Source organism: Pseudomonas putida (assembly GCF_050989985.1).
GTDB classification, from domain to species: Bacteria; Pseudomonadota; Gammaproteobacteria; order Pseudomonadales; family Pseudomonadaceae; genus Aquipseudomonas; species Aquipseudomonas putida_AI.
The window spans coordinates 3,071,313-3,096,594 of the sequence record NZ_CP158815.1 but is presented as its reverse complement, the minus strand read 5'-3'; the positions used below and the strand labels follow the sequence as shown (position 1 = coordinate 3,096,594).

Annotated in this window: 18 protein-coding genes; 10 read left to right on the top strand and 8 right to left on the bottom strand. The window is 60.8% G+C overall.

Translation table 11 applies throughout. The features are described from left to right. Nucleotides 1-213: 213 nt before the first annotated feature. The 4 genes from ABTV29_RS14375 (at nucleotide 214) to ABTV29_RS14360 (ending at nucleotide 7,312) form a co-directional block, all read left to right on the top strand. Complete coding sequence (locus ABTV29_RS14375; protein WP_433771279.1) at nucleotides 214-1,131, top strand: LysR family transcriptional regulator; 918 nt, start codon at nucleotides 214-216, stop codon at nucleotides 1,129-1,131. 302 nt (nucleotides 1,132-1,433) lie between these two features. Then, nucleotides 1,434-2,687: a multidrug efflux RND transporter periplasmic adaptor subunit MexE gene (gene mexE, locus ABTV29_RS14370; RefSeq protein ID WP_433771277.1), complete on the top strand. Its 1,254-nt coding sequence runs from the start codon at nucleotides 1,434-1,436 to the stop codon at nucleotides 2,685-2,687. A 15-nt stretch (nucleotides 2,688-2,702) separates the two neighbouring features. Continuing rightward, nucleotides 2,703-5,891, top strand: coding sequence for an efflux RND transporter permease subunit (locus ABTV29_RS14365; protein ID WP_433771275.1), 3,189 nt, complete (start codon nucleotides 2,703-2,705; stop codon nucleotides 5,889-5,891). After that, complete coding sequence (locus ABTV29_RS14360; RefSeq protein ID WP_433771273.1) at nucleotides 5,891-7,312, top strand: efflux transporter outer membrane subunit; 1,422 nt, start codon at nucleotides 5,891-5,893, stop codon at nucleotides 7,310-7,312. Before ABTV29_RS14365 ends, ABTV29_RS14360 begins: the two co-directional genes overlap by 1 nt. Nucleotides 7,313-7,515: 203 nt before the next feature. On the opposite strand, the gene ABTV29_RS14355 is transcribed toward ABTV29_RS14360, so the two are convergent. Genes ABTV29_RS14355 through ABTV29_RS14345 form a run of 3 tightly spaced genes read right to left on the bottom strand, consistent with a single transcriptional unit; the run spans nucleotide 7,516 to nucleotide 10,808 of the window. Next, nucleotides 7,516-8,475 (bottom strand): efflux RND transporter periplasmic adaptor subunit, encoded by a 960-nt coding sequence (locus ABTV29_RS14355; RefSeq protein ID WP_433771271.1) that lies wholly within the window; start codon nucleotides 8,473-8,475, stop codon nucleotides 7,516-7,518. A 4-nt stretch (nucleotides 8,476-8,479) separates the two neighbouring features. Next, nucleotides 8,480-8,680 carry a DUF1656 domain-containing protein gene (locus ABTV29_RS14350; protein WP_433771269.1) on the bottom strand — a complete coding sequence of 67 codons (201 nt, stop codon included), beginning with the start codon at nucleotides 8,678-8,680 and terminating at the stop codon, nucleotides 8,480-8,482. Then, nucleotides 8,670-10,808 carry an FUSC family protein gene (locus ABTV29_RS14345; RefSeq protein ID WP_433771267.1) on the bottom strand — a complete coding sequence of 713 codons (2,139 nt, stop codon included), beginning with the start codon at nucleotides 10,806-10,808 and terminating at the stop codon, nucleotides 8,670-8,672. Before ABTV29_RS14345 ends, ABTV29_RS14350 begins: the two co-directional genes overlap by 11 nt. A gap of 231 nt (nucleotides 10,809-11,039) precedes the next feature. On the opposite strand from ABTV29_RS14345, the gene ABTV29_RS14340 reads away from it, so the two are divergent. From ABTV29_RS14340 to ABTV29_RS14330, 3 genes are all read left to right on the top strand, one after another. After that, complete coding sequence (locus tag ABTV29_RS14340; protein ID WP_433771265.1) at nucleotides 11,040-12,095, top strand: tetratricopeptide repeat protein; 1,056 nt, start codon at nucleotides 11,040-11,042, stop codon at nucleotides 12,093-12,095. A 237-nt stretch (nucleotides 12,096-12,332) separates the two neighbouring features. Then, nucleotides 12,333-13,835, top strand: coding sequence for an ATPase domain-containing protein (locus ABTV29_RS14335; RefSeq protein ID WP_433771263.1), 1,503 nt, complete (start codon nucleotides 12,333-12,335; stop codon nucleotides 13,833-13,835). Next, a complete protein-coding gene (locus tag ABTV29_RS14330; RefSeq protein WP_433771877.1) occupies nucleotides 13,835-15,502 on the top strand; it encodes a response regulator in 1,668 nt (555 codons plus the stop codon). Before ABTV29_RS14335 ends, ABTV29_RS14330 begins: the two co-directional genes overlap by 1 nt. A gap of 151 nt (nucleotides 15,503-15,653) precedes the next feature. On the opposite strand, the gene ABTV29_RS14325 is transcribed toward ABTV29_RS14330, so the two are convergent. The 5 genes from ABTV29_RS14325 to ABTV29_RS14305 form a co-directional block, all read right to left on the bottom strand. Then, nucleotides 15,654-16,031 carry a response regulator gene (locus ABTV29_RS14325; protein ID WP_433771261.1) on the bottom strand — a complete coding sequence of 126 codons (378 nt, stop codon included), beginning with the start codon at nucleotides 16,029-16,031 and terminating at the stop codon, nucleotides 15,654-15,656. A 77-nt stretch (nucleotides 16,032-16,108) separates the two neighbouring features. Further along, nucleotides 16,109-17,290: a hybrid sensor histidine kinase/response regulator gene (locus ABTV29_RS14320; protein ID WP_433771259.1), complete on the bottom strand. Its 1,182-nt coding sequence runs from the start codon at nucleotides 17,288-17,290 to the stop codon at nucleotides 16,109-16,111. Then, nucleotides 17,284-17,877, bottom strand: coding sequence for a chemotaxis protein CheB (locus ABTV29_RS14315; RefSeq protein WP_433771258.1), 594 nt, complete (start codon nucleotides 17,875-17,877; stop codon nucleotides 17,284-17,286). Before ABTV29_RS14315 ends, ABTV29_RS14320 begins: the two co-directional genes overlap by 7 nt. Further along, nucleotides 17,874-18,707, bottom strand: coding sequence for a CheR family methyltransferase (locus ABTV29_RS14310; RefSeq protein WP_433771256.1), 834 nt, complete (start codon nucleotides 18,705-18,707; stop codon nucleotides 17,874-17,876). The genes ABTV29_RS14315 and ABTV29_RS14310 overlap by 4 nt, the downstream gene beginning before the upstream one ends. After that, nucleotides 18,708-22,199: a response regulator gene (locus ABTV29_RS14305; protein ID WP_433771254.1), complete on the bottom strand. Its 3,492-nt coding sequence runs from the start codon at nucleotides 22,197-22,199 to the stop codon at nucleotides 18,708-18,710. Between the two features lie 249 nt (nucleotides 22,200-22,448). Between ABTV29_RS14305 and ABTV29_RS14300 the strand changes: the two genes are divergently transcribed. From ABTV29_RS14300 to ABTV29_RS14290, 3 genes are all read left to right on the top strand, one after another. Next, nucleotides 22,449-22,811, top strand: a complete 363-nt coding sequence (locus ABTV29_RS14300) for a response regulator (RefSeq protein WP_433771252.1) — start codon at nucleotides 22,449-22,451, stop codon at nucleotides 22,809-22,811. A gap of 65 nt (nucleotides 22,812-22,876) precedes the next feature. Beyond that, entirely contained in the window at nucleotides 22,877-24,166 is a 1,290-nt protein-coding gene (locus tag ABTV29_RS14295) for a glycosyltransferase (RefSeq protein ID WP_433771250.1), read from the top strand. Between the two features lie 147 nt (nucleotides 24,167-24,313). Further along, nucleotides 24,314-25,219, top strand: coding sequence for an AraC family transcriptional regulator (locus ABTV29_RS14290; RefSeq protein ID WP_433771248.1), 906 nt, complete (start codon nucleotides 24,314-24,316; stop codon nucleotides 25,217-25,219). Nucleotides 25,220-25,282: the final 63 nt, after the last annotated feature.

The following is a 25,282-nucleotide window of genomic DNA, read 5'->3' as shown; positions in this document are numbered from 1 at the left end:
TGGCTATTAATAGTCGACATGCCTGTCATTGATTCCGCAGCTGCGGGGAACGTCGTCCAATGCCGCTCTTTCTTGTAGGAAATTTGACCGGCCTATGCAGGAAAAACTCAATTTATCGGTGCAGAGTACCAGTCTTTCCCCGTAATATTCCTGCTGGCCATTGTTCTCATATGGCCGCTCACGTCAAGTTTGCTGACTCTGCCAGGACTCCAGATGAATCGTAATGACCTGCGTCGTGTCGACCTGAACCTGTTAATCGTATTCGAAACCCTGATGCACGAACGCAGCGTGACCCGTGCTGCAGAGAAGCTGTTCCTCGGTCAACCGGCCATCAGTGCGGCGCTTTCGCGCCTGCGCGGGCTGTTCGATGATCCGTTGTTTGTCCGTACCGGCCGCAGCATGGAGCCTTCCGCGCGAGCCGTGGAAATCTTCGCCCTGCTCTCTCCGGCGCTGGATTCAATCTCCACCGCCGTCAGCCGTGCAGCCGATTTCGATCCCGCCACCAGTAACGCGGTATTCCGCATCGGGCTGTCGGACGACGTCGAATTCGCCCTGCTGCCGATGCTGCTCAAGCGCCTGCGCGCCGAATCGCCGGGGATCGTGCTGGTGGTGCGGCGGGTCAACTACATCCTGATGCCAGGATTGCTGGCCTCCGGCGAGATCTCCATCGGCGTCAGCTACACCACCGACCTGCCGGCGAACGCCAAGCGCAAAGTGCTGCGCCGCAGTTCGCCAAAACTGCTGCGCGCCGACTCCGTACCCGGTCCCCTGAGCCTCGACGACTTCTGCGCGCGGCCCCATGCGCTGGTGTCCTTCGCCGGCGACCTCAGCGGCTTTATTGATGAAGAGCTGGAAAAACTCGGGCGCAAACGCCACGTGGTCCTCGCCGTACCGCAATTCAACGGCCTGAGCACCCTCCTTTCCGGCACCGACATCGTCGCCACCGTGCCGGACTACACGGCCGATGCGCTGACGGCAGCTGGCGGTGTGCGGGCTGAAGATCCGCCGTTGCCGGTGCGCAGTTTCGAGCTGCACATGGCATGGCGCGGGTCGCAGGACAACGATCCGGGCGAGCGTTGGTTGCGCTCGCGGATTCAGATGTTCTTCGGGGATCCGGATAGCCTGGGATAGTCGGGGACTGTAGGAGCGAGCCTGCTCGCGATGGTCGTCAACGAAAACGCTGGCCGCCTGAATGCCCGCGGCGCCTGGTCCTCCATCGCGAGCAGGCTCGCTCCCACAATGGATTAATGCGTTCCAGGCAACACAGAATTGCCGCAAACCCATTGATCGCACCCCGTTAAAAGGCGCAGGCTAGAGAGCTGCCCCCGCCCTCCTATCATTCCGAATGATAGTTACCTTCGCCCCATTCGATTCGTGCGATACCCACCCGCCGAGCATCATTCGCCAATCTCAATACATTGGCGGATGCATCCATGGAACAGTCACTCAAACATTTGCGCTTCCCGTTGGCTTTGTTGGCCGTGGTGGTGATGAGCGCGTGCGGCAAGGCTCCCGAAACCGCTGGAGCCCCGCCGGCAGCCAAGGTCAGCGTGGCCAAGGTGCTGGAGCAACCGGTCAACGAGTGGGACGAGTTCACCGGACGTCTTGAAGCCCCGGAAACCGTAGAAATTCGTCCACGGGTGTCCGGCCAGATCGATGAAGTGGCCTTCACCGAAGGTGCGCTGGTCAAGAAAGGCGACCTGCTGTTCCAGATCGACCCGCGTCCGTTCCAGGCCGAAGTCCGCCGCCTCGAAGCCCTGGTTGCCCAGGCCCGCGCCAATGCGACCCGCAGCGAAAACGAAGCCCAGCGCGGTGAGCGCCTGCGCACCAGCAATGCGATTTCCGCCGAGCTGGCCGATTCGCGCACCAGTGCTGCCCAGGAAGCCCGCGCCGCAGTAGGCGCCCTTCAGGCCCAGCTGGATCTGGCGAAACTGAACCTGAGCTTTACCCGCGTCACCGCGCCTATCAGCGGCCACGTCAGCCGTGCTGAAATCACCGCCGGCAACCTGGTGACCGCCGATACCACCGCGCTGACCAGCGTGGTTTCCACCGACAAGGTCTACGCCTACTTCGACGCCGACGAGCGTGTGTTCCTCAAGTACACCCAGCTCGCTCGCCAGGGTAAACGCGGTGCGACCACCCCGGTTTACATGGGACTGTCCAACGAAGACGGCAACCCGCACCTGGGTCAGATGAACTTCGTCGACAACCAGGTCAACCCGAAAACCGGCACCATTCGTGGCCGCGCGGTGTTCGACAACAGCGACGGCAGCTACACCCCGGGCCTTTATGCACGCCTGAAACTGGTGGGCAGCGGCACCTACAACGCCATGCTGATCAACGATGAAGCGGTCGGAACCGACCTTGGCAAGAAATTCGTGATCGTGATGGATGCCGACAACAAGACCGCTTACCGCGCGGTTGAGCTGGGTCCGAAAATCGAAGGCCTGCGCATCGTGCGCAACGGCCTGAACAAGGACGACACCATCATAGTCAAGGGCCTGCAGCGGGTACGTCCTGGCTCGCCAGTGACCCCTGAAGTCATCCCGATGGCCAGCGAGCAAACCCTCGCGGCCCTGGCACAACAACGACAAGCACTGGAAGCCAGCAACCTGCCCCAAGTCGCACCTGCCAAGGTCGCGCCGGGTACGGCTGTAAAAGTGGCTGCCGTGACTCCACGCGGTTAAGGGATAACGACTCCGATGAATTTTTCCAAATTCTTCATTTCACGGCCGATCTTCGCAGCGGTGCTATCGCTGCTGATCCTGATCGCCGGCGCCATCTCGCTGTTCCAGCTACCGATCAGTGAATACCCCGAAGTAGTACCGCCGACCGTGGTAGTACGTGCCAACTTCCCAGGCGCCAACCCAAAAGTCATCGGTGAAACCGTGGCCGCTCCCCTGGAGCAAGCCATCACCGGCGTCGAGAACATGCTGTACATGTCCTCGCAGTCGACCGCCGACGGCAAAATCACCCTGACCATCACCTTTGCCCTGGGCACCGACCTGGACAACGCTCAGGTGCAGGTACAGAACCGCGTGACCCGCACCGAGCCGAAGCTTCCCGAGGAAGTGACGCGCATCGGTATCACCGTGGACAAGGCGTCTCCCGACCTGACCATGGTTGTGCACTTGACCTCGCCGGACAAGCGCTACGACATGCTCTACCTGTCCAACTACGCCATCCTGAATATCAAGGATGAGCTGGCGCGGCTCGGTGGTGTCGGTGATGTGCAGCTGTTCGGCATGGGCGATTACTCGCTGCGGGTCTGGCTCGATCCGAACAAGACCGCTTCGCGCAACCTGACCGCGACCGATGTCGTGACCGCCATTCGCGAACAGAACCGCCAGGTGGCCGCCGGCCAACTGGGCGCGCCACCGGCGCCGAATGCCCAGAGCTTCCAGTTGTCGATCAACACCCAGGGCCGTCTGGTGTCCGAGGAAGAGTTCGAGAACATCATCATTCGTGCCGGCGACAACGGTGAAATCACTCGCCTGAAGGACATCGCCCGCGTCGAACTGGGCTCCAGCCAATACGCCCTGCGTTCGTTGCTGAACAACCAGCCGGCCGTGGCCATCCCGATCTTCCAGCGCCCTGGCTCCAACGCCATCGAAATCTCCAACGAGGTTCGGGCGAAGATGGAAGAGCTGAAAAAAGGCTTCCCGCAAGGCATGGACTACAGCATCGTCTATGACCCGACGATCTTCGTGCGCGGTTCCATCGAGGCGGTGGTTCACACCCTCTTCGAAGCGCTGATCCTCGTGGTGCTGGTGGTGATCCTGTTCCTGCAGACCTGGCGTGCCTCGATCATTCCACTGGTCGCGGTACCGGTATCCCTGATCGGTACCTTTGCCGTCATGCACCTGTTCGGCTTCTCGCTCAATGCCCTGTCGCTGTTCGGCCTGGTACTGGCGATCGGTATCGTGGTGGACGACGCCATCGTGGTGGTGGAGAACGTCGAACGGAACATCGAACTGGGGCTCAATCCCTTCGATGCGACCAAAAAGGCCATGGGCGAAGTGACCGGCCCGATCATCGCCACGGCGCTGGTGTTGTGTGCCGTGTTCGTACCTGCGGCGTTCATCTCCGGCCTCACCGGTCAGTTCTACAAGCAGTTCGCCCTGACCATCGCGATCTCGACCGTGATTTCGGCCTTCAACTCGCTGACCCTGTCGCCGGCGCTCGCCGCCGTGTTGCTCAAGGGCCACGATGCGCCGAAAGACCGCTTCTCCAAAATTCTGGACAAGATCTTCGGTGGCTGGCTGTTCCGTCCGTTCAACCGTTTCTTTGAAAAGGCCAGCCATGGCTATGTCGGCACCGTGCGCCGGGTCATCCGCAGCAGCGGCATCGCCCTTCTGCTGTACGCAGGCCTGATGGTGCTGACCTTCTTCGGTTTCTCCAGCACGCCGACCGGTTTCGTACCGGGCCAGGACAAGCAATACCTGGTGGCCTTCGCGCAACTGCCGGACGCCGCGAGCCTGGATCGCACCGAAGACGTGATCAAGCGCATGTCCGACCTGGCACTCAAGCAGCCGGGCGTGGAAAGCGCCGTAGCCTTCCCGGGCCTGTCGATCAACGGTTTCACCAACAGCCCGAACGCCGGCATCGTGTTCGTGACCCTCAAGCCGTTCGATGAGCGTAAAGACCCGAGCATGTCCGCCGGCGCCATTGCCGGTGCCTTGAACGGCCAGTACGCCGGGATCCAGGAAGCCTACATGGCGATCTTCCCGCCGCCGCCGGTACAAGGTTTGGGCACCATTGGTGGTTTCCGCCTGCAAATCGAAGACCGGGGCAACCTGGGCTACGACGAGCTGTACAAGCAGACCATGAACATCATTGCCAAGAGCCATAACGTGCCGGAACTGGCCAACCTGTTCACCAGCTACACCGTGAACGTGCCACAGGTCGATGCCGCCATCGACCGCGAGAAAGCCAAGACCCACGGCGTGGCCGTCAGCGACATCTTCGACACCCTGCAGATTTACCTGGGCTCGCTGTATGCCAACGACTTCAACCGTTTTGGTCGTACCTATCAGGTCAACGTTCAGGCCGAGCAGCAGTTCCGCCTCGAATCCGACCAGATCGGCCAACTGAAAGTACGCAACAACAAAGGCGAGATGATCCCCCTGGCGACCTTCATCAAGGTCAGCGATACCTCGGGCCCGGACCGCGTGATGCACTACAACGGCTTCATCACCGCTGAAATCAACGGTGCGGCAGCCCCCGGCTACAGCTCCGGCCAGGCCGAAAAAGCCATCGAGAAACTGCTCAAGGAAGAACTTCCAAACGGCATGACCTACGAGTGGACCGACCTGACCTACCAGCAGATTCTGTCCGGCAACACCGCGCTGTTCGTGTTCCCGCTCTGCGTACTGCTGGCGTTCCTGGTGCTCGCCGCGCAATACGAAAGCTGGAGCCTGCCTCTGGCGGTGATCCTGATCGTACCGATGACCCTGCTGTCGGCCATTACCGGGGTGATCGTGTCCGGTGGCGACAACAACATCTTTACCCAGATCGGCTTGATCGTACTGGTGGGGCTTGCCTGTAAGAACGCGATCCTGATCGTCGAGTTCGCCAAGGATAAACAGCTCGAAGGCATGAACCCGCTGGCTGCGGTACTGGAAGCCTGCCGCCTGCGTCTGCGGCCGATCCTGATGACCTCCTTCGCGTTCATCATGGGTGTGGTGCCCCTGGTGTTCTCCAGCGGTGCCGGTGCCGAAATGCGTCACGCCATGGGTGTGGCGGTGTTCTCCGGGATGCTCGGGGTGACCTTCTTCGGTCTGTTGCTGACGCCGGTGTTCTACGTACTGATTCGCAACTTCGTCGAGCGTGGTGAAGCACGCAAAGCGGCCAAAGCCTTGAAAGTGCAATCGCAACTGGAGTCGCATTAATGAGTCTGAAAGCCTTTCTGCCGAGCCTGCTGGTACTGGCGCTGAGCGCCTGTGCCGTGGGCCCGGACTACAAGACCCCAGCAACTGCACCAGCAAACATCACCACGGCCACCGAAGGTGCGGCCGGCCAGAAGAACTTCGACCGCTCGCGCTTCGAACGCATCTGGTGGCAGCAGTTCGAGGACCCGACCCTCAACCAGTTGGTGACCGAATCGCTCAAGGGCAACCGTGACCTGCGCGTCGCCTTCGCCCGCTGGAAAGCGGCCCGGGCCATTCGCGATGACGTCAGCAATGACGCCATGCCGACTGTGACCAGCCGCGTCAGCAGCGATCTGGGCAAGGGGCAGATTCCGGGGCAGACCACCAACCGGGTCAATAGCGAACGCTACGACCTGGGCCTGGACATGGCGTGGGAGATCGATCTGTTTGGCCGTATCCAGCGCAACCTGGAGTCGGCGAATGCCGAGCAGCAGGCCTTTGAAGCTGATCTGTATCAGCTGCAAGTGACCATGATTGCCGAACTGGTAGACAGCTACGGTCAGTTGCGCGGTGCGCAACTGCGGGAAAAAATCGCCCTGGCCAACCTGCAGAACCAGCAGGAGTCGCGCAAGATCACCATCAGCCTGCGTGATGCCGGTGTGGGCGATCAGCTCGACGTGGAGCGCGCCGATGCCCGTTTAGCCTCGGTCGAAGCCAGCGTGCCGCAACTGCAGGCCGAGCAGGTTCGGCAGAAAAACCGTATCGCCACCTTGCTGGGTGAGCGTCCGGACAAGTTGACCGTGGACCTGAGCCCCAAAGACTTGCCGGCGATTGCCAAGGCCTTGCCGATTGGTGATCCGGGCGAACTGCTGCAGCGTCGTCCGGACATCCTCAGTGCCGAACGCCAATTGGCCTCGGCCACGGCGCGTATCGGTGTGGCCAAGGCTGACCTGTTCCCTCGCGTCAGCCTCAGCGGCTTCCTCGGCTGGACCGCCGGGCGTGGTTCGCAGATCGGCTCTTCGGCAGCTAATGCCTGGGCGCTGGGCCCGAGCATCACCTGGGCGGCGTTTGACCTGGGCAGCGTAAAAGCCCGCATCCGCGGCGCCGATGCCGATGCCGAAGGCGCCCTGGCGACCTACGAGCAGCAAGTGCTGCTGGCCCTGGAGGAATCGGAAAACGCGTTCAGCGACTACAACAAGCGCCAACAGCGTTTGATTTCGCTGATTCGCCAGAGCGAATCCAGCCGCTCGGCCGCCGACCTGGCCGAGATCCGCTACCGCGAAGGCACCGCCGATTTCCTCGTGTTGCTCGACGCCCAGCGTGAACGCCTGGCGGCGGAAGACACCCAGGCCCTGGCAGAAATCGACCTGTATCGCGGCATCGTCGCCATCTACAAGGCCCTGGGTGGCGGCTGGCAACCGGAGACGTTCGCCAGCAAATAAGCGGCCTGAACAGAGCTCCTTTGGTTGGCCGCAACCAACCAATTTCTTTGCCCCGCGTACTTTTTGGTCGCGGGGCTTTTTTTGCTCCACCAGCGCCAACAACCTCTGTAGGAGCTGCCGAAGGCTGCGATCTTTTGATCTTGATCTTAAAAAACAAAATCAAAAGATCGCAGCCTTCGGCAGCTCCTACACAGGGGTTAGCGCTAATCCTGGGAATTGTGGTTTTCCCGGACGGTCACGGTGGCCGTCGTCCCGGCCCGCAGTTTCTCTTTGCCGGCATAGTCGGCATCGATCTTGATCCGCACCGGCACCCGCTGCGCCAGTTTGACCCAGGTGTAGCTGGGATTGATGTTGGCCAGCAATCGGCCGCCGGGGAGGTTTTCGCGGTCGGCGATGGCAAAGGCGATGCTTTCCACGGTGCCGCCGAAGCGTTCGCCGCTCATCAATTCGATGTCCACCCGATCGCCCTCGCCTATGCGCGGCAGCTTGGTTTCCTCGAAGTAACCGCTGACGTAAAACGAATCGCTGTCCACCAGCGCCACCAACGGCCCACCCGCAGTGGCGTAGTCGCCCTGGCGGGTCAGCAGATTGGTGACATAACCGCTGACCGGTGACTCGACCCGGGTGCGTTCAAGGTCGTGCTCGGCCTCGGCCAGGGCGGCTACCGCCAGTTGCACGTTGGCCTGGGCGAATCCCAGATTGGCTTGGTTGCGTAGCAGATCGGCCTGGGCCACGGACACGTCGGTACTGGATTTTTCCCACTCTTCGCCGGAGATCGCCGAGCGTTCCTTGAGGGTCCGGCGCCGGCGTTCCTCGCTCTGGCGCTGGCGCAGCAGCGCCTGGCTGGCGACGATGGTGGCTTCCGATTGTCCCAGCGCGGCCTTCGCCACCTCCACCGAACGCTTGGCGTGATCCACTGCCAGGGCATACCGCGAGGGGTCGATTTCCAGCAGCAACTGGCCCTTCTCCACGTGCTGATTGTCCTGCACGCCGAGATTGACGATGCGCCCCGCGACATCGGCGGACAAGGTCACCACATCGGCCCGCACCCGCGCGTCCCGGGTCCAGGGCGCACGGGTGTAATGCTCCCAGGCAAACCAGCCAAGCACGAATGCCAGTACCACCACCGCCAGTGTCGTGAGTTGGGCAAGAATCTTCTTCAAGGCATCAGGCTCCCATCACCAGAATCAGCGTCGCGCACACACAGGCATACAAGGCGCCTTCGAACAAGGCTTCATGCCAGACGAACTGCAACACGCCCAGGCGCCGCAGGACCCAGTCCAGCACCAGGAAAATCGGCAGGCCCAGCAGCAGCGCCTGGGCAATCGGCGGCAGGTAGACACCGCCCAGTTCCAGATCAATGGGCAAGGCTCGGCACTCCCTGTTGCGTATTGACGGGTTCGAAGTGGCGACGGTGGCGTTCCAGGAACGACACCACGATCAGCAGCGCCACGCGCATGCGAAATACCGACCACAAGTGCTCATGGACGCTGGAGTGCAGCGTATCGAGCTCATCGCCGAGCGCATGCAGGTCGCCGAGCACGGCATCGACGGCAATGTCCGGTCGACCGGCCACGAGGCGCCCGGTCTCGCGAACGGTAGCCGATAGCCGGGTTTGCATTTGCGGGCTCAACAGGACGTTGTTCTGTGACTGCTGCCTGAGCTGGTTCAAGGCGATACCCAGCGCCAGGCAGCCGAGACTGACTTGAAACAGATCCCGCGCCGACTGGTTGGTAATCGCCGGCAACAGGCCCAGCATCATGGTCAGGCGGTCGACCATGCGGCTTTCGAAGGCAAACTGGTTTTGATCGGTGGGCGGGATCTTGAGCAAGGCGTAGACCTGCTCGCAATTTTCCTGGTGCAAGCGGCGCATGCGCAGCACAGGCCTGAAGGGGAAAATCAAGGCGTACACACTCAGCGCCAGGGTGGCGGCGCACACGTAGGCGCCGGCAAATTCGAACCACTGGATCGCCGTGTTCTGCCCTAACCCGGTGTTCTGCGGCCCCAGCATCAACAGCGTGATCAGCCCCAGGCCGATCCCGGTACCGGTGGTGGGCGGGGTCGACAATCCCACGGCGACGGCATACAGCAACGGCGCCAACAGCAAGGCCAGCAGTTCGAAATTGCTGATCATCGGCACCAGGGCGAATTGCAGCAGCGCCGACGCCACCAAGGCTATTCCCAGCCCCCTGGCGAAGCTTTGTGCGGCCAGCAACGGTCGAGGGAAAGTCGCCATCAGCGAGCACAGGATTCCGGTCACGATCATCCCGCCCCGGGCACCGTCCCAGCCGGTCTCGATCCAGATCAGGCCCGCCACCATCAGCGCGCAATAGGCACGAATGGCGTTCATCGCCGCCAGAGTGAAATCCAGATGCAACGGGTTGGCCTGGCCGCGATACATGCTGCTGGCCTTGCGTCCGCTCTGGATCGCATCGGCCAGTTCCAGGATGGTTTCCAGCTGCTGCAACATGCGCGCCTGCTCCCAGCGCAGTGACCAGGACAACGAACGCAAGGTGGGTTTCAAGGGTTCAGTCAGTTGTTCGGCCCGGTAAGCCAGCGCATCGAAACGCTGCTGCAAGGTGACAAATTGATGTCGCTGCTCGCTGGACAGCGCTCGGCCCTGTTGCGCCAGCGCGTCGAGAAACACCAGCTCTTCGCTGAGCAGGTGCTGGATTTCCTCGGGAAGACTGCCCTGCCAGCGCGCCAGTAACAGTTCCCGCTGGTGGCGCAAGGCAGTCAGCCGCGCGGTCAGCAACAGCAGTTGATTGCCGAGCAATTGCACCAGGTCGTCGGCACTGCGCAAACGCGGCGCGTCGTAATACAAATGCCGACGCACGCCTTCCAGCGCACTGATCTGCCCGAGCAATTGCATCTGCCGACGGTTGAAATCTTCCTCGCTTTCTTCGGTACGAATGACTGCGCAGGCGTGGGTCGCGAGCAACTTGATGACCTGATCGATCCTGGCGAAATAATCCTTGGCCACCGCTTCCGGCCGCGCAGTCAGCAGGCTCACCACACAGACGCAGGCGACCGCCAGCAGCGTCTCTGTGACGCGGGTCACCGCCAGCAGGAAGGTGCCGTCCTGATCCGGCACCGCCAGCAACCCCACCACCACCGCCGTATAGCCGCTGAGCACGAATGCCTGGGAGCTGGTGTAGCGCAACAGCGTGCCACCGGCGGTACACAACGCCAGCCACAGCGACAACGTAATAAGGAAAGGCACCGGCGCCTGGGGAAATATCGCCATGATCACCACCGCCACCGCCGCGCCCAGTGTCGTACCGATCACCTGGCCGAAACTGCGGGCCAGGGCCATGCCGGCCAGCGGCTGACTGACAATGACCACCGCCATGATCGACCACTTGGGCTGGTCGAGGTCGAACAGGAACGCCAGGTACAGGGTCAGCAAGCCGGCGGTGATGGTTCTCAAGGCAAACAGCAACACCCCGGGGCCGGGGTGGATGATTGCCTTGAAATACTGCAACAGCGCTTGCATGGGCATGCTCGTGGCGGGCTGTCCACAAAGCGTAGCCATTGTTGGGAGACGAGGCAGGTATCGACGGCCACGAAACCTGCCAGTGAGTTCCATTCTTCGTTCCTCTAAGGCAACAATTTACAAGGGCTCTGCAGATACCAGGGTTGCATTTGCCGATTGAACGTTTGACTCCCGGCCCTGCCTGACCGAAGCTGCTCACTTTGCAAAAAGTTACCAGCTCCCGGATTCTGCATGCCCAAGTCCCGCCGCTACCTGCTCATCAGCCTCTGCGCCCTGTTTATCGTCGGCCTTGCATGGTTTTTCATGCGTAGCTCCGCCCCCGTGGTGCCCGAGGCGATCAAGCGTGGTTTCAGCGAAGCGCTGACGGCGGCACGCAACGGGCAACCGGGGGCCGCGCGGGTGCTGTATCAGCAGTTGGCTCGCCCGGATATTTCGCCAAAGCGGCGCGTCTGGCTGCATGCAGAACTGCCCAACTACCCAAGCTCCGTGGCCCTGAAACTGGCAGACGCGGATTTGCAGCACGAAGAGCCCGAAGTGCGCATTGCGGCGATCAAGAGCATCAGCGGCCTGGTGCCCAGCGGCCAGCGCAGCCTGCTGCTGGGGCCGCTGCTCGATGACAGCGATCAGAGCGTCCGGCTGGCGGCGGTCAATGCCCTGCTGGGGTTGTCGCCGGATGACCTGGGGTTGTATTTCGGCCCGCTGGAACAGGCCATCGACGCCTGGCAGCTAGTGCTCAAGAGCGCTCCGGAGAGTGCCGACAATCACTATCAACTGGCGCGCCTGCATTTACATAACGCCGAACTGAAAGAGGCACAGCAGGAACTGGACAAAACCTTGCAACTGGCGCCGGACAACCTGCCGGCGCTGGTGATGCAGATCGAGGTGCTGGACCGCCAGGGTCAAAGCGAAGCCGCCCGGGACTTGTTGGCCAAACAGCTGAAGGCGCAGCCCGATTCCGCTTACTTGCAACATGCCCTGGGGCTCTGGTTGCTGCATCACGGTCAAAACGAATTCGCCCTGCTCGGCCTGTCCAAGGCCGTGGAGCTTGAGCCGGACAACAAGGATTATCGCTACGACCTGGCCACCACCCTGCACGGCGAGCAGGAACTGGAGGCCGCGCAAAAGCAGTTGCAGGAAATCGTCCAGCGCCATCCCAATGACCGCAAGGCTCGAGTGCTGTTGATCAACTATTGGAAGGAAAGCGGGCAGCTGCAGAACGTGCAGATCCTGCTGGCGCAGCTTGAACAGCAAAACCCTGACGACCCGGCGCTTCAGCAGGGTCTTTGACACCAAAAAACTGTAGGAGCGAGCCTGCTCGCGATGGTCGTGAACGTTTACGCGGGAAGTCTGACACCCCTCGGCGTCTATGCGTCCATCGCGAGCAAGCTCGCTCCTACAGGTTCGTAAGCACTTCCCGGCACAAAAATTTGAACGCTCATCTCGACCAAAGGTCAAGTGAACAGGCGGCCCATTTCGGCCCAAGGCCCCCGCTGCCTCGTTCCCCTGATCAAGAGAGGGCATTTTTTGTCTACATCCAACGAGTTCATCAGCGCAAAAGCCGCCACCGGGATTGAAGGCCTGGATGACATCCTCGATGGCGGGCTGTCCCGTGGTCATGTGTTCCTGCTCGAAGGCGAACCGGGAACCGGCAAGACCACGGTCGCCCTTCACTTCCTTTTGGCTGGCGCCCAAGCCGGCGAACGCTGTCTGTACATCACCCTGTCCGAAACCGAGCGTGAATTGCGCCAGGGCGCCAGTTCCCACGGCTGGGAGCTTTCAGACAACGTCCATATCTTCGAACTGACACCGCCGGAAAACCTGCTCAATGCAGAGCATCAGCAGACGCTGCTGTATTCGTCGGATCTCGAGTTGGGCGAGGCCACCCGGCAGATCTTCGAAGTGGTCGAGAGGGTCAAGCCGACCCGCGTGGTCCTCGACAGCCTGTCCGAGATCCGTTTGCTGGCGCAAAGCTCCCTGCGCTATCGCCGACAGATCCTCGCGATCAAGCACTACTTCGTGCGCTACGACGCCACGGTCCTGCTGCTGGACGACCTGACCACCGAATCCCTCGATAAAACCGTGCACAGCGTGGCCCACGGGGTGATTCGCCTGGAGGAACTGACGCCCAACTACGGCGCCGAGCGGCGGCGTATCCGGGTGGTGAAATACCGCGGCCAGAAGTACCGGGGCGGCTTTCATGACTTCACCATCATGGGCGATGGCGTGCATGTCTTCCCGCGCCTGGTGGCGGCAGAGCATCGCGGCAGCTATTTGAGGCAGCAGTTGACCAGTGGCATCTCGGAAATGGACGCCCTGCTGGGCGGTGGCATCGAGACGGGGTCCAGCACCCTGATTCTCGGTCCGGCCGGTACCGGCAAATCCCTGATCTCGATGATTTTCGCCACCGCCGCCGTGGCCAGGGGTGAAAAAGCCGCGCTGTTCGTTTTTGACGAAGAACTGGGCCTGTTGTTCGAGCGCATGAAGCACCTGGGCATCGACCTGCAGGCGCTGCAAGACACCGGAAACCTGCTGATCGAGCAAGTGGATGCCGCCGAACTGTCCCCCGGCGAGTTTTCCCATCGGGTGCGTCGCTGCGTGGATGGCGGCGATATCAAGACCGTGGTGATTGACAGCATCAACGGCTACCAGGCCGCCATGCCCGAAGAAAACGCCTTGGTGCTACACATGCACGAGTTGCTGCTGTACCTGAACCGTAAAGGTGCCGCAACCTTCATGACCGTCGCGCAACATGGTCTGGTCGGCGACATGCAGGCACCGGTGGACATCACCTATCTGGCCGATACGGTCATCCTGCTGCGTTACTTCGAAGCGCTGGGCAAAGTTCGGCGGGCCATTTCGATCATCAAGAAACGAACCGGCACCCATGAGTCCACCATCCGCGAATACCGCATCAGCTCCCAGGGCATGACCATCGGTGAACCGCTGGAAGCATTCCAAGGCGTACTGCGCGGGGTGCCGACCTATTTGGGGGCCAGCCTGCCCTTGCTGGCGGATGACCGCTTGTGATGATCCAAAAGGGGACGTCCGAGCGCGCGATCATCCTCGCGCCGCTGGGCCGCGACAGCCAGATTGCGCTGATGCTGCTCAATGAAGCGGGCTTCGACGGGGTCATCAGCGGCGATATTCGCGCAGTGTGCGCTGAACTTGAGCACGGCGCCGGTTTGTTGCTGGTGTCCTCCGAAGCGCTGTTGGGCCAGGACCTCGACCCCCTGTTTAAACACATCGAACAGCAACCTGCGTGGTCCGACCTGCCCATCGTATTGCTGACCCACCATGGCGGTCCCGAGCAAGACCCGACATCGCGTTTCGGGTCGCAACTGGGCAACGTCACTTTCCTTGAACGCCCTTTTCATCCGGTGACCCTGATCAGCCTGGTGACCACCGCCCTGCGCGGACGTCGACGACAGTACGAAGCCAGGGATCGGCTCATCGACTTGAGCCAAAGCGAGCAGCGCCTGCAAATCACCCTGGAAACCCTGGAGCAGCAGGTTGAAGAGCGCACCGCGCAGTTGCGCCACAACGAAGAGGCGCTGCGCCAGTCGCAGAAGATGGAAGCGGTCGGCCAACTCACCGGCGGTATCGCCCACGACTTCAACAATATGCTCACCGGGATCATCGGCAGCCTGGAGTTGTTGCGTCGGCGTCTGGCCCGGGGGCGTCTGGAGGATCTGGAAAGCCTGATCGACCTTGGCGTGACTTCCGCCAACCGCGCAGCAGGCCTGACCCACCGCCTGCTGGCGTTTTCCCGCCGCCAATCCCTGGATTCACAACCCGTGGAAATGAATACCCTGGTGGTGTCCATGGGGGAACTGCTGCAGCGCAGCATCGACGAAAGCATTCACCTGGACATGCAACTGAGCGAGCGCCTGTGGGTGGCCGAGGCCGACCCCAATCAACTGGAAAGCGCCCTGCTCAACCTGGTGATCAACGCCCGCGACGCCATGCCCGATGGCGGCAATCTGGTGGTCAAGACCTCGAACCAATACCTGGATGCCGACTTCACCCAATTCCAGAAAAATCTCGAACCCGGCGATTACGTGGTACTCAGCGTCACCGACACTGGTTGCGGCATACCGCAAGCCACGATCAACCGCGTGTTCGATCCGTTCTTCACCACCAAGCCCATCGGCCAGGGCACCGGCCTTGGCCTGTCGATGATCTATGGCTTCACCAAACAATCGCGCGGGCATGTCGCCATTGAGAGTGAAGTGGGCCGAGGCACCACGGTCAGCCTGTACCTGCCGCGTTTCGGCGGTGAACTGCCGGAGGCCCAACCGGTGGAAAATCCGCACCCGCTGTTCGCCCAGCGCGGAGAAACGGTGCTGATCGTCGAGGACGATCCCGCCGTGCGGGTATTGGTCTGCACAGTGCTGAGCGAACTGGGTTATGCCTTTTACGAAGCCGGTGATGCCGACAGTGCGATGCCGATCCTCGACTCGCAGCAACGGATCGACCTGATGATCAGCGACGTCGGCCTGCCGGGCATGAACGGCCGGCAACTGGCGGAAATCGGCCGGCAATACCGACCGGAACTGAAAGTGTTGTTCATCACCGGCTACGCCGAGCATGCGGCCGTGCGGGCCGGTTTCCTGGACTCGGGGATGCAGATGATCACCAAGCCGTTCACCTTCGATTTGTTGACGGCGAAGGTGCGGGAGATGGTCAGGGCCTGATGCTTCTACAGGGTAATGCGGTCATTTGTGGGAGCGAGCCTGCTCGCGATGGACGCCAACGATGACGCGCACTGCCTGGAAAAACGCGGTGCACACAAGATCTTCGCGAGCAGGCTCGCTCCCACAAGGTTCTTTGCCTGGCTCGCAATCGTTACGACAGCAAGTCCTGCATGATGTCCTGCAGCACATCCAGATCGAAGGGTTTTTCCAGGATCGGTGCCTTGAGGGTGATCGGGCTGCCGGTTTCGCGGATTTCCTTTGTGTACCCGCTGATGAAAATCACCTTGAGGTCCGGTCGCAGCTTGACCGCGGGTTCGGCGATCTGCACGCCGGAGATGCCGCCCGGCAGGCGGTAGTCGGTGATCAACATATCCAGATGGGGTTTGCTGGCGAGGATCTCGAAGGCCTGCTCGCCGTTTTCTGCCTGTAGCACGCGATACCCCTGCCCCGATAGATAATCAGTCAGCACCATCAGGATTACCGGCTCGTCCTCGACGACGAGTACTACATCTTGTGCATCTTCACTCATGGGAAGCCTTTGTTCATTCAATAGCTGCTGATACGACCCCGGGGTCGCTCAGAGGTTGCGTTGATCCGGCTGTTTTCCTACAGCGGCAGACAAACGCGAAACAGGGCGCCTTCGCCAATCCGGCTTTCGACGGTAATTGTGCCGCCATGGGCGGTCACAATCTGTTCGGAAATAAACAATCCCAGGCCCAGTCCGGCGACGGCGTGTTTGACCGACACCCGCTCGAACTGCTGGAAAATCCGTTGCTGGTTTTCTTCACTGATGCCGATCCCGAAATCCCGCACTTCCACCCGGGCCTCGCCGTCCTCACTGTACACCTTCACCTGGATCGGGCTCTTGGCACCGTAGCGCAAGGCGTTGGTCAGCAGGTTGGAAATCACCTGTTCAATGCGAAATTCATCCCAGTTGCCGACTACCGGTTGCTCGGCCTCCAGGGAAACCGAGGCTTCGGCGGCCTCGATCTGCTGGGCGAAACTCTGAAGCAACGTGCGCACCAGCACCGTCAGGTCGAAACAACTGGGGCGGATCGACAACTTGCCGGTGCGAATGCGCGACACATCGAGCATGTCTTCGATCAGACGAATCAGGCTTTTGATCTGCCGCTCGTCGCGGTCGACCATGGTGCGCATTTTGTCCAGGGTGAACGCGGCGGCGTTATCCCGGGCCAGATGCATCTTGCGCAACTGGGTTTCCAGGATCAGGCCGTTGAGCGGCGTGCGCACTTCGTGGGCAACGATGGACATGAAGTCATCGCGCATGCGCACGGCCTGCTGCAGCTCAAGCTGCGTGCTCTGCAACTGCACCAGCAGCGCTTCCTGCTCGCGGCGGCTTTGCTCCAGCGCTTCGACCTGTTGCTTCATGGCCTTGCTCTGGCGGTACAGCTCGACGAACACATTGACCTTGCTCTTGACCGCGTGGATGTCCAGCGGCTTGTGCAGGAAGTCCACGGCGCCGCTTTCATAGCCCTTGAATGCGTAGTTGAGCTCGCGCCCCGCGGCACTGACAAACACGATCGGAATGCTGCGGGTCTTTTCCGTGCCGCGCATCAGCTCGGCCAGCTCGAAGCCGTTCATGCCGGGCATCTGCACGTCGAGGATGGCCATGGCGAATTCGTGTTGCAGCAACAGTGACAGCGCCTCGTCGGCCGACTGCGCCTTATAGACGATGCGATCTTCGCGCTTGATCAGCGCTTCAAGTGCCAACAGATTCTCCGGCAGATCGTCGACGATCAGCAGTTTGGCCTGGATATTACTTAGCATGCGATTCGTTCCAGCTCGACAAGCAGACGGCCGATGCCGCGGATAGGGAGAATGTGGTCGGGCTGATGAATATCCAGCGCCGCCTGGGGCATGGTCGCGACCTGGGCTTCGTCCGGGTCCTGCACGATGGTCAGCCCGCCATGGCGCTTGACCTGCGCCAGGCCCTGGGCACCATCGCGATTGGCGCCGGTCAGCAACACAGCGGCCAGGCTCGGGCCGTAGGCGTCGGCGGCCGATTCGAACAGGTAGTCGATAGCGGGCCGCGAATAGTGCACGCGCTCCTCCAGGCTCAGGGAAAAGCTGCGGTCCAGTTCCACCGACAGGTGATAACCGGGTGAGGCGAAATACAGGGTCCCGGCTTCAATCGTGGTTTTGTCACAGGCTTCGCGCACCGGCAGGGCCACCCGCCGGGCGAACACTTCGGTCAACTGGCTGCGCCGCTCGTTGGGCAGGTGCAGGACCACGATGATCGGCAACGCAAAGCCTTCACGCAGCTCGCCGAGAATGCTCAGCAGCGCTTCCACGCCCCCGGCCGAGGCGCCGATCACAATGGCTTCTATTGCCGGTAAACCCGTTACACCGTTCATGATTTGCGGTAGATCCGTTCTTGTTTGACCAACGGCTCGAACTGGTTGCCGAAGGCCGAAAAATCCGGGGTTTCCTTGCTACCCAATACCAGGAAACCACGATGACACAGGGATTCGTGAAACAAGCCAAACGCACGATCCTGAAGACTTTTATTGAAGTAAATCAATACATTGCGGCATGAAATTAATTGTGTTTCTGAGAATACGCTATCGGTCGCCAGGCTGTGGTCGGCAAAGGTCACGTTCTCACACAGCGACTTGTCGAAAATCGCGTAGCCGTAGGCCGCCGTGTAGTAGTCGGCGAACGAACGCTGGCCACCTGCCTGCTGGTAATTAGCAGTGTAGGCGCGGACATTCTCCATCGAGAAAATCCCTTGCTTGGCCTTCTCCAGCGAGCGCGGATTGATGTCCGTGGCGTAGATGATGGTGCGGTCGAGCAGGCCTTCCTCACGCAGCAGAATCGCCATCGAATAGACCTCTTCGCCGGTGCTGCAACCGGCAATCCAGACCTTGATCGACGGATAGGTCTTGAGCAGCGGCACCACTTCCTTGCGGATCGCCAGGAAGTGCGACGGATCGCGGAACATCTCGCTGACCGGAATCGTCAGCAACTGCAGCAACTGCATGAACGCGGCCGGATCATGCAGGACCTTTTCCTGAAGCGCCGAAATCGTGCCGCACTCGAACTGGCTCAACGCGTGGGTCACCCGGCGCTTGATCGACGCGCCGGAATAATCGCGAAAGTCGTAGCTGTACTTGAGGTAGATCGCCTCGATCAGCAAGCGCAATTCGATTTCGCTGTTTCGCTCCCCGTAATGATGGCGTTCCACTTAAATACGTTCCATTTTCGGTAACCACACACGAATCAGGGAAAACAGCCGATCCAGGTCGATGGGCTTGGCCAGGTAATCGTTGGCGCCCGCCTGCAGGCAGCGCTCCTGATCGTCCTTCATGGCCTTGGCCGTCACCGCAATGATCGGCAGCTTGCGCCAGCGCGGGTCCTTGCGGATTTCCATGGTGGCCTCATAGCCGTCCATCTCCGGCATCATCACGTCCATCAGCACCAGGTCGATATCCTCGACTTCCTTCAAGCGGTCGATCGCCTCGCGACCGTTACGGCCAATCACCACCACCGCGCCCTTTTGCTCCAGCGCACTGGTCAGGGCAAAGATGTTGCGCACATCGTCGTCCACCAGCAGCACCTTGCGCCCCTCGAACACCTTGTCGCGGCTGCGGGCGGTCTTGAGCATCGTCTGCCTTTCATGGGACAGCCGGGATTCGACTTTGTGCAGAAAGAGTGTCACTTCATCGAGCAGGCGCTCCGGCGAGCGCGCGCCCTTGATGATGATCGAGCGGGAATATTTGCGCAGTTCAGCCTCTTCATCCCGGGTCAGGTTGCGTCCGGTATAAACGATGACCGGCGGGAACGAGCAGATGTCCTCGGTCGACATACGCTTGAGCAGATCGCCGCCGAGCATGTCCGGCAGCTTGAGGTCGATGATCATGCAGTCGAAACTCGTCGCGCGCAGCAGGTCCAGCGCCTCCTGGGCGAAACCGACAGCGGTGATTTCGATGTCATCGTCGCCGATCAGCCGGGAAATACTGTCGCGCTGCAAATCATCGTCCTCAACCAGTAGCACGCGCTTGACCTTCTGGGTCAGTTTCGCTTCCAGGCGCACGAACACGTCCTTGAGTTCTTCGCGGGTGGTCGGCTTGAGGGCATAACCGATGGCACCCATGTGCATCGCCGCTTCCACCCGGTCCTCGACGGAAATCACGTGTACCGGAATGTGCCGGGTTTCAGCGTGTTCCTTCAGGCGCTGCAACACGGTCAGGCCGGAATGGTCCGGCAGGCGCATGTCCAGCAGGATGGCATCGGGAACGAATTGCCGGGCCAGGTCGTAGCCTTCATCGGCGCCGTGGGCCACCAGGCACTGGTAACCCAGTTCGTGGGCCAGGTCATAAAGGATGTGGGCGAAGTTCGGCTCGTCTTCCACCACCAGAATGCAACGAGTGCTGAAAGGCGCCTTGGCGCGGTCATCGTTGAATCGCGGAATGTCGGCATCGGCGACCAAGGGCTGCAAGGGCGCAGCAGTGACGCTCGGAGCCGGCGCCTTCAATGGCGCCTGCATCGGTTCAAATGAGGCATCGCCGGGTTCAACGTACTGTTGCGGCAACACCAGGGTGAACACGCTGCCCTGCCCCGGCGCGCTGGAGACACTGATGGTACCGCCGAGCAAGGCCGCCAGATCGCGGGAAATCGACAGGCCCAGCCCTGTGCCGCCATATCGGCGATTGGTGGTGCCGTCGGCCTGGCGGAACGCCTCGAAAATGCTTTCCTGCTGCTCGTCGGCGATGCCTATGCCGGAATCGCGGACGATGAAGGCAATGCCCTGGTTCGGCGCGCTGGCCACGCTCAGGCTGACACTGCCCTTCTCGGTGAATTTCACCGCGTTGGACAGCAGGTTCTTGATCACCTGCTCCAGGCGCTGGCGATCGGTGAAGATCATGGCCGGCGAGCCTTCCTGCAACTCGACGTTGAATTGCAACTGCTTGTCCGTCGCCAGGGGCTGGAACAAACCGCGCAAGCCGTCCACCAGACGCTCCACGTTGGTGTTCTCCGGGCGGATTTCCAGCTTGCCGGCCTCGACCTTGGAAATATCGAGAATGTCGTTGATCAGGTTGAGCAGGTCATTGCCGGCGGAGTAGATCGACTCGGCAAACGTGACCTGTTCGTCGCTGAGGTTGCCCTGAGGGTTTTCCGCGAGCAACTTGGCCAGGATCAGCGAACTGTTCAACGGCGTGCGCAGCTCGTGGGACATGTTGGCCAGGAACTCGGACTTGTATTTGCTCGAGCGCTGCAACTCTTCGGCGCGCTCTTCGAGCTGGGCCTGGGCCTGGTTGAGTTCGGTGTTTTTCAGGTCCATGGCGTCGCGCTGCTCGGCCAGGATCTCGGCCTGTTCGGCCAGTTGCTCGTTGCTCTGTTCCAGCTCGACTTGCTGGGTTTCCAGATGCGCCTGGGACTCCTTGAGAATCCGCGACTGTTCTTCGAGCTCTTCGTTGGCGGTCTTCAGCTCTTCCTGCTGGACCTGCAACTCTTCGTTGAGTTGCTGGGTTTCGGCCAGCACTTCCTGCAAGCGCTGGCGATAGCGCGCCGCTTCGATGGAGGTGCCAATGCTGCCGGCAATCAGTTCCAGCAACTCGATGTCGCGGTCGTCCAGCGGGCGCAGGAAACCCAGTTCGATGACCCCGTTGACCCGGTCGTCGTCGCTGGTCGGCACCACCAGCACGCTGCGCGGAAGACCTTCGCCGAGGCCTGAGCTGACCTTGAAGTAGTCGCCCGGCACGTCATCCAGGCGAATCATCCGCGCCTGCTGCGCCACCTGGCCGACAATGCCTTCGTCGCTGTAAATCTGTTGTTCACGTTCTTCCTGCTCGCGGGACATGCCATACGCCGCCACGCGCTTGAGACCACCGTGCTCCTCACGCACATAAATGGCCGCCACTGCGCTACCCAGGTACTTCGCACAAAACTGCAGGATATTGCGCCCAAGCAGGTTCAGGGACAGTTGCCCCAGCATTTGCTCGGCCAGCTCAGTCTGCCCACTGCGCAGCCATGCCTGGCGCTCCAGTCGATCGGCGCTGGCCTGCTGCCTGGCCAGGTTGGCCCCGTACTGCTGCGACAGATTGAGCAAATCGCGACGGCCAATGTAAGCCAGCAAGCCGCTGATGGCGGCGATGAACACCAGATACAGGCCAATGCTCCAGACCGTGGTGCGGCGCACATCCTCGTTACGCGAGGCGCGCAGCTGTTGCTCCATGTCGATGACGTCTTCGAACTGCTTGCGGATCTCGTCGGTCAGGCGCTTGCCCTTCCCCGCCCGCACCGCACTGCGGTAGTCACCGCTGCTGCGCTGCAAATTGATCATCGTTTGCGCATATTCGGCCCACTCCTGCTGCAGTGACTGCAAGCGGTGCAGGCGATCGGTCTGGGCGGGGTTGTCGGCGGTCAGTTCGAGCAGGGTCTTGAGCACCACCGCTATTCTCGGTTTGGCCGTTTCATAGGGTTCGAGAAACTTTTCGTCGCCACTGAGCAGATAACCGCGCATCCCGGTTTCCAGGTCGACCGTCAACTTGACCGCCTCATTGGCGTTATTGATCACCCGGTCCGTGTGCTCGACCCACTGGATCGTCGATAGCAGGTAGGTAATCAGCGACACGAAAAAAACCGCGCTGATGACGCCGACGCCCAAGGGCAGGCTGATGTTGCGGCTCAGGATTTTACGGAATCGCTGCTCGTCAACCGAAGACACAGTGGTCATATTCAGGCCTTGTTGAACGGGTGAAAAACAAGGAGTTTGCCCCAAAACGGGCAAATGGATCCATTTTTCTCACGTAGCTATGGGCAAAGTCCTACATTCGTCTGCTCTCGTGGCGAAGGAGCGGTTATCCTTTCCACTATTCTTTTTATAGCGTGCAGGGAACTTGTCGGGAGCCGCCACTTACTCATGCAATAGGGTCGGTGATTTCGATTGACCGACGACTGCCCATCCATTTCGAGAAAGCTCACTATGTCCGCCACCGCCCCCACTATCCTGGTCGTCGAAGACGATTCCATCGTGCGCATGCTGATTGTCGATGTGCTCGATGAACTGGAGTTCAATGTGCTGGAAGCCGATGGCAGTGAGCAGGCCCTGCACATTATCAAGGACCTCAACCAGCACATCGACCTGATGATGACCGATGTCGGCCTGCCGATCATGGATGGCCGGGAACTGGCCAACGAGGCACGTACCCTGCGCCCGACGCTGCCGATCCTGTTCGCCAGCGGCTACGCCGAAAGCATCGAGGTGCCGCAAGGCATGTACCTGATCGGCAAACCGTTCTCCATCGATCAGTTGCGGGACAAGGTCAAGGGTATTCTTGGCAACTGACCCCTGCACTGTTTCTGTCCAGTCCCGTCCGCCCTGCCTTTGTCTGCGTCAAGGAATTACCGTTCATGAGTCACCCCCGCAAAACCAGCGTCCTGGTCATTGGTTACGTCTGGCCCGAGCCCCGCTCCTCCGCTGCTGGCGGGCACATGATGCAAATCCTCGAATCATTCCTGGCCCGGGACTGGACCGTCACTTTCAGCAGCCCCGCACGTTCCGGCGAACACCGCGCGGATCTGGGTGCACTGGGCATTGACGAAGTGCCGATCGAGTTGAACAACAGCAGTTTCGATACCTTCATCAGCGAACTGGCGCCGGATGTGGTGTTGTTCGATCGCTTCATGATGGAAGAACAATTCGGCTGGCGCGTGGAAAAACACTGCCCCAATGCGCTGCGTGTGCTTGAGACCTCCGACCTGCAAAGCCTGCGCGACGCCCGACACCAGCGACTCAAGCAGCGCTTGAAGGCCAGTGATGACGCCAATGATTTCAGCGAACTGTTCGCCCCGGCGTTGCGCGAAGAGTTCGAGTTCATGGCCGACACCGATCTGGCTCAAAGGGAAATCGCGGCGATTTATCGTTGCGACCTGAACCTGATGATTTCCGAAGTGGAAATCGAGTTGCTGGTCGAGCAGTTCAAGCTGCCCCGGCAGCTGCTGCACTGGTGCCCATTGATGGTTGATCTTCCGGATGCCCCGCCGGCAGCCTTCGAAGACCGTGCGCACTTTCTGCATATCGGCAACTTCCGCCACGCCCCCAACTGGGATGCGGTGCTGTGGTTGAAAACCACGATCTGGCCGCTGATCCGCGAACGCCTGCCCGGCGCTCAATTGCACATCTATGGCGCTTACACACCGCCCAAGGCCACGGCGCTGCACAATCCGGCGCAAGGCTTTCATGTGATGAACTGGGCCGAAGACGCGCTGCAAGTCATGTCTGCGGCACGGGTGTGCATGGCGCCGCTACGATTTGGTGCGGGGGTCAAGGGCAAGATTGTCGATGCGATGCTCTGCGGCACGCCGAATGTCACCACGCCCGTGGGTGCCGAAGCGATGCATGGCGATGAGCCCTGGCCGGGGGCGATTACCCGCACGGCTCGGGAATTCGCCGAGCAGGCCGTGCAGCTGCATCAGGACAAAAGCCGCTGGCTTGAAGCCCAGGCCCAGGGCCTGCAGTTGCTGGCCAAGCGGTACCGGCAGGATGTTCACGGCCCGGCGCTGGTCGCTCGGATCGAGCAGTGCCTGCAAAACTTGCCGGCGATCAGGCGCGATAACTTCACCGGCAGCATGCTGCGCCATCACCAGCACAAGAGCACGCAATACATGGCGCAATGGATCGAGGCGAAGAACCGCCTGTAGGAGCGAGCTTGCTCGCGATGAACCTGAGAGCGCCGAGGGGTGTCAGGTTTCCAGCGTCTTCATTGACGTCCATCGCGAGCAAGCTCGCTCCTACAGGGATGCGGCCTATGGCATGATCGGCTGCGATAACAAGAAAAGCGTGCCGATATGAACCGTACCGCCCGCGTCACCGACCCTTCCTACGAGCTGATGGACGACCACAACGGGTTGTCCATCATCTATCGCCAGCATGGCTTCCCCTGCCCGCTGGTGCGCTGGCATTTCCACAAGGAATACGAACTGCACCTGATCGTCGCCAGCTCAGGCAAGGTGTTCATCGGCGACTACATCGGCAACTTCTACCCCGAAACCCTGTTCCTCACCGGTCCCAACCTGCCTCACAACTGGATCAGCCAGGTGGCCGAGGACGAGGTGGTGGAAAAGCGCGACATGCTGGTCAACTTCACCGACGAGTTGTTCGACAGCGGCTATCAGGTGTTTGCCGAACTCAAGACCCTGGCGCCTCTACTCGAACGTGCGCAGTACGGCATCGAATTTCGCTGCAAGCACACCATCCGCAAGGCCGTGGACCTGATGCAGCTCATAGCCGATACCACGGGTGTGACTCGCCTGGGGCACTTTTTCATACTGCTGGAGTTGCTGGCGGCCTCTGAGGACTACCAATTGCTGTCCGGTGCGACCACGCCGCAGCTGGCGGACGAGCACAACATCGACCGCACCAACCGGGCAGTGGATTACATCTTCGCCCACTACGCCCGGGACCTGACGCTGGAGGAAGTCGCCGAGCACCTGGGCATGAAGCCGACCTACTTCAGCCGGGTCTTCAAGCAGGCCACGGGGCGTAACTTCATCGAGTTCGTCAATCGCCTGCGTATCAGCAAGTCCTGCGAGTTGCTGGCCGACGGCGACAAGCCGGTGACCGATGTGTGCTTTGAGTCGGGGTTCAACAACATTTCCAATTTCAATCGGCGCTTCCAGCAGCTCAAGGGCATGACGCCGACCCACTATCGGCGGTTGGTGGTGCAGCGGTTGACCGAACAGAACCTGGCCTAACACCCGCCCGCCTGTAGGAGATCCAATGTGGGAGCGAGCCTGCTCGCGATTGCGGTGTATCAG

Coding starts and splice junctions, on each gene's coding strand:
- ABTV29_RS14360 (WP_433771273.1), top strand. CDS start 5,891: ATGAGTCTGAAAGCCTTTCTGCCGAGCCTGCTGGTACTGGCGCTGAGC.
- ABTV29_RS14325 (WP_433771261.1), bottom strand. CDS start 16,031: ATGAGTGAAGATGCACAAGATGTAGTACTCGTCGTCGAGGACGAGCCG.
- ABTV29_RS14340 (WP_433771265.1), top strand. CDS start 11,040: ATGCCCAAGTCCCGCCGCTACCTGCTCATCAGCCTCTGCGCCCTGTTT.
- ABTV29_RS14320 (WP_433771259.1), bottom strand. CDS start 17,290: ATGCTAAGTAATATCCAGGCCAAACTGCTGATCGTCGACGATCTGCCG.
- ABTV29_RS14295 (WP_433771250.1), top strand. CDS start 22,877: ATGAGTCACCCCCGCAAAACCAGCGTCCTGGTCATTGGTTACGTCTGG.
- ABTV29_RS14290 (WP_433771248.1), top strand. CDS start 24,314: ATGAACCGTACCGCCCGCGTCACCGACCCTTCCTACGAGCTGATGGAC.
- ABTV29_RS14345 (WP_433771267.1), bottom strand. CDS start 10,808: ATGCAAGCGCTGTTGCAGTATTTCAAGGCAATCATCCACCCCGGCCCC.
- ABTV29_RS14330 (WP_433771877.1), top strand. CDS start 13,835: ATGATCCAAAAGGGGACGTCCGAGCGCGCGATCATCCTCGCGCCGCTG.
- mexE (WP_433771277.1), top strand. CDS start 1,434: ATGGAACAGTCACTCAAACATTTGCGCTTCCCGTTGGCTTTGTTGGCC.
- ABTV29_RS14315 (WP_433771258.1), bottom strand. CDS start 17,877: ATGAACGGTGTAACGGGTTTACCGGCAATAGAAGCCATTGTGATCGGC.
- ABTV29_RS14375 (WP_433771279.1), top strand. CDS start 214: ATGAATCGTAATGACCTGCGTCGTGTCGACCTGAACCTGTTAATCGTA.
- ABTV29_RS14300 (WP_433771252.1), top strand. CDS start 22,449: ATGTCCGCCACCGCCCCCACTATCCTGGTCGTCGAAGACGATTCCATC.
- ABTV29_RS14365 (WP_433771275.1), top strand. CDS start 2,703: ATGAATTTTTCCAAATTCTTCATTTCACGGCCGATCTTCGCAGCGGTG.
- ABTV29_RS14305 (WP_433771254.1), bottom strand. CDS start 22,199: ATGACCACTGTGTCTTCGGTTGACGAGCAGCGATTCCGTAAAATCCTG.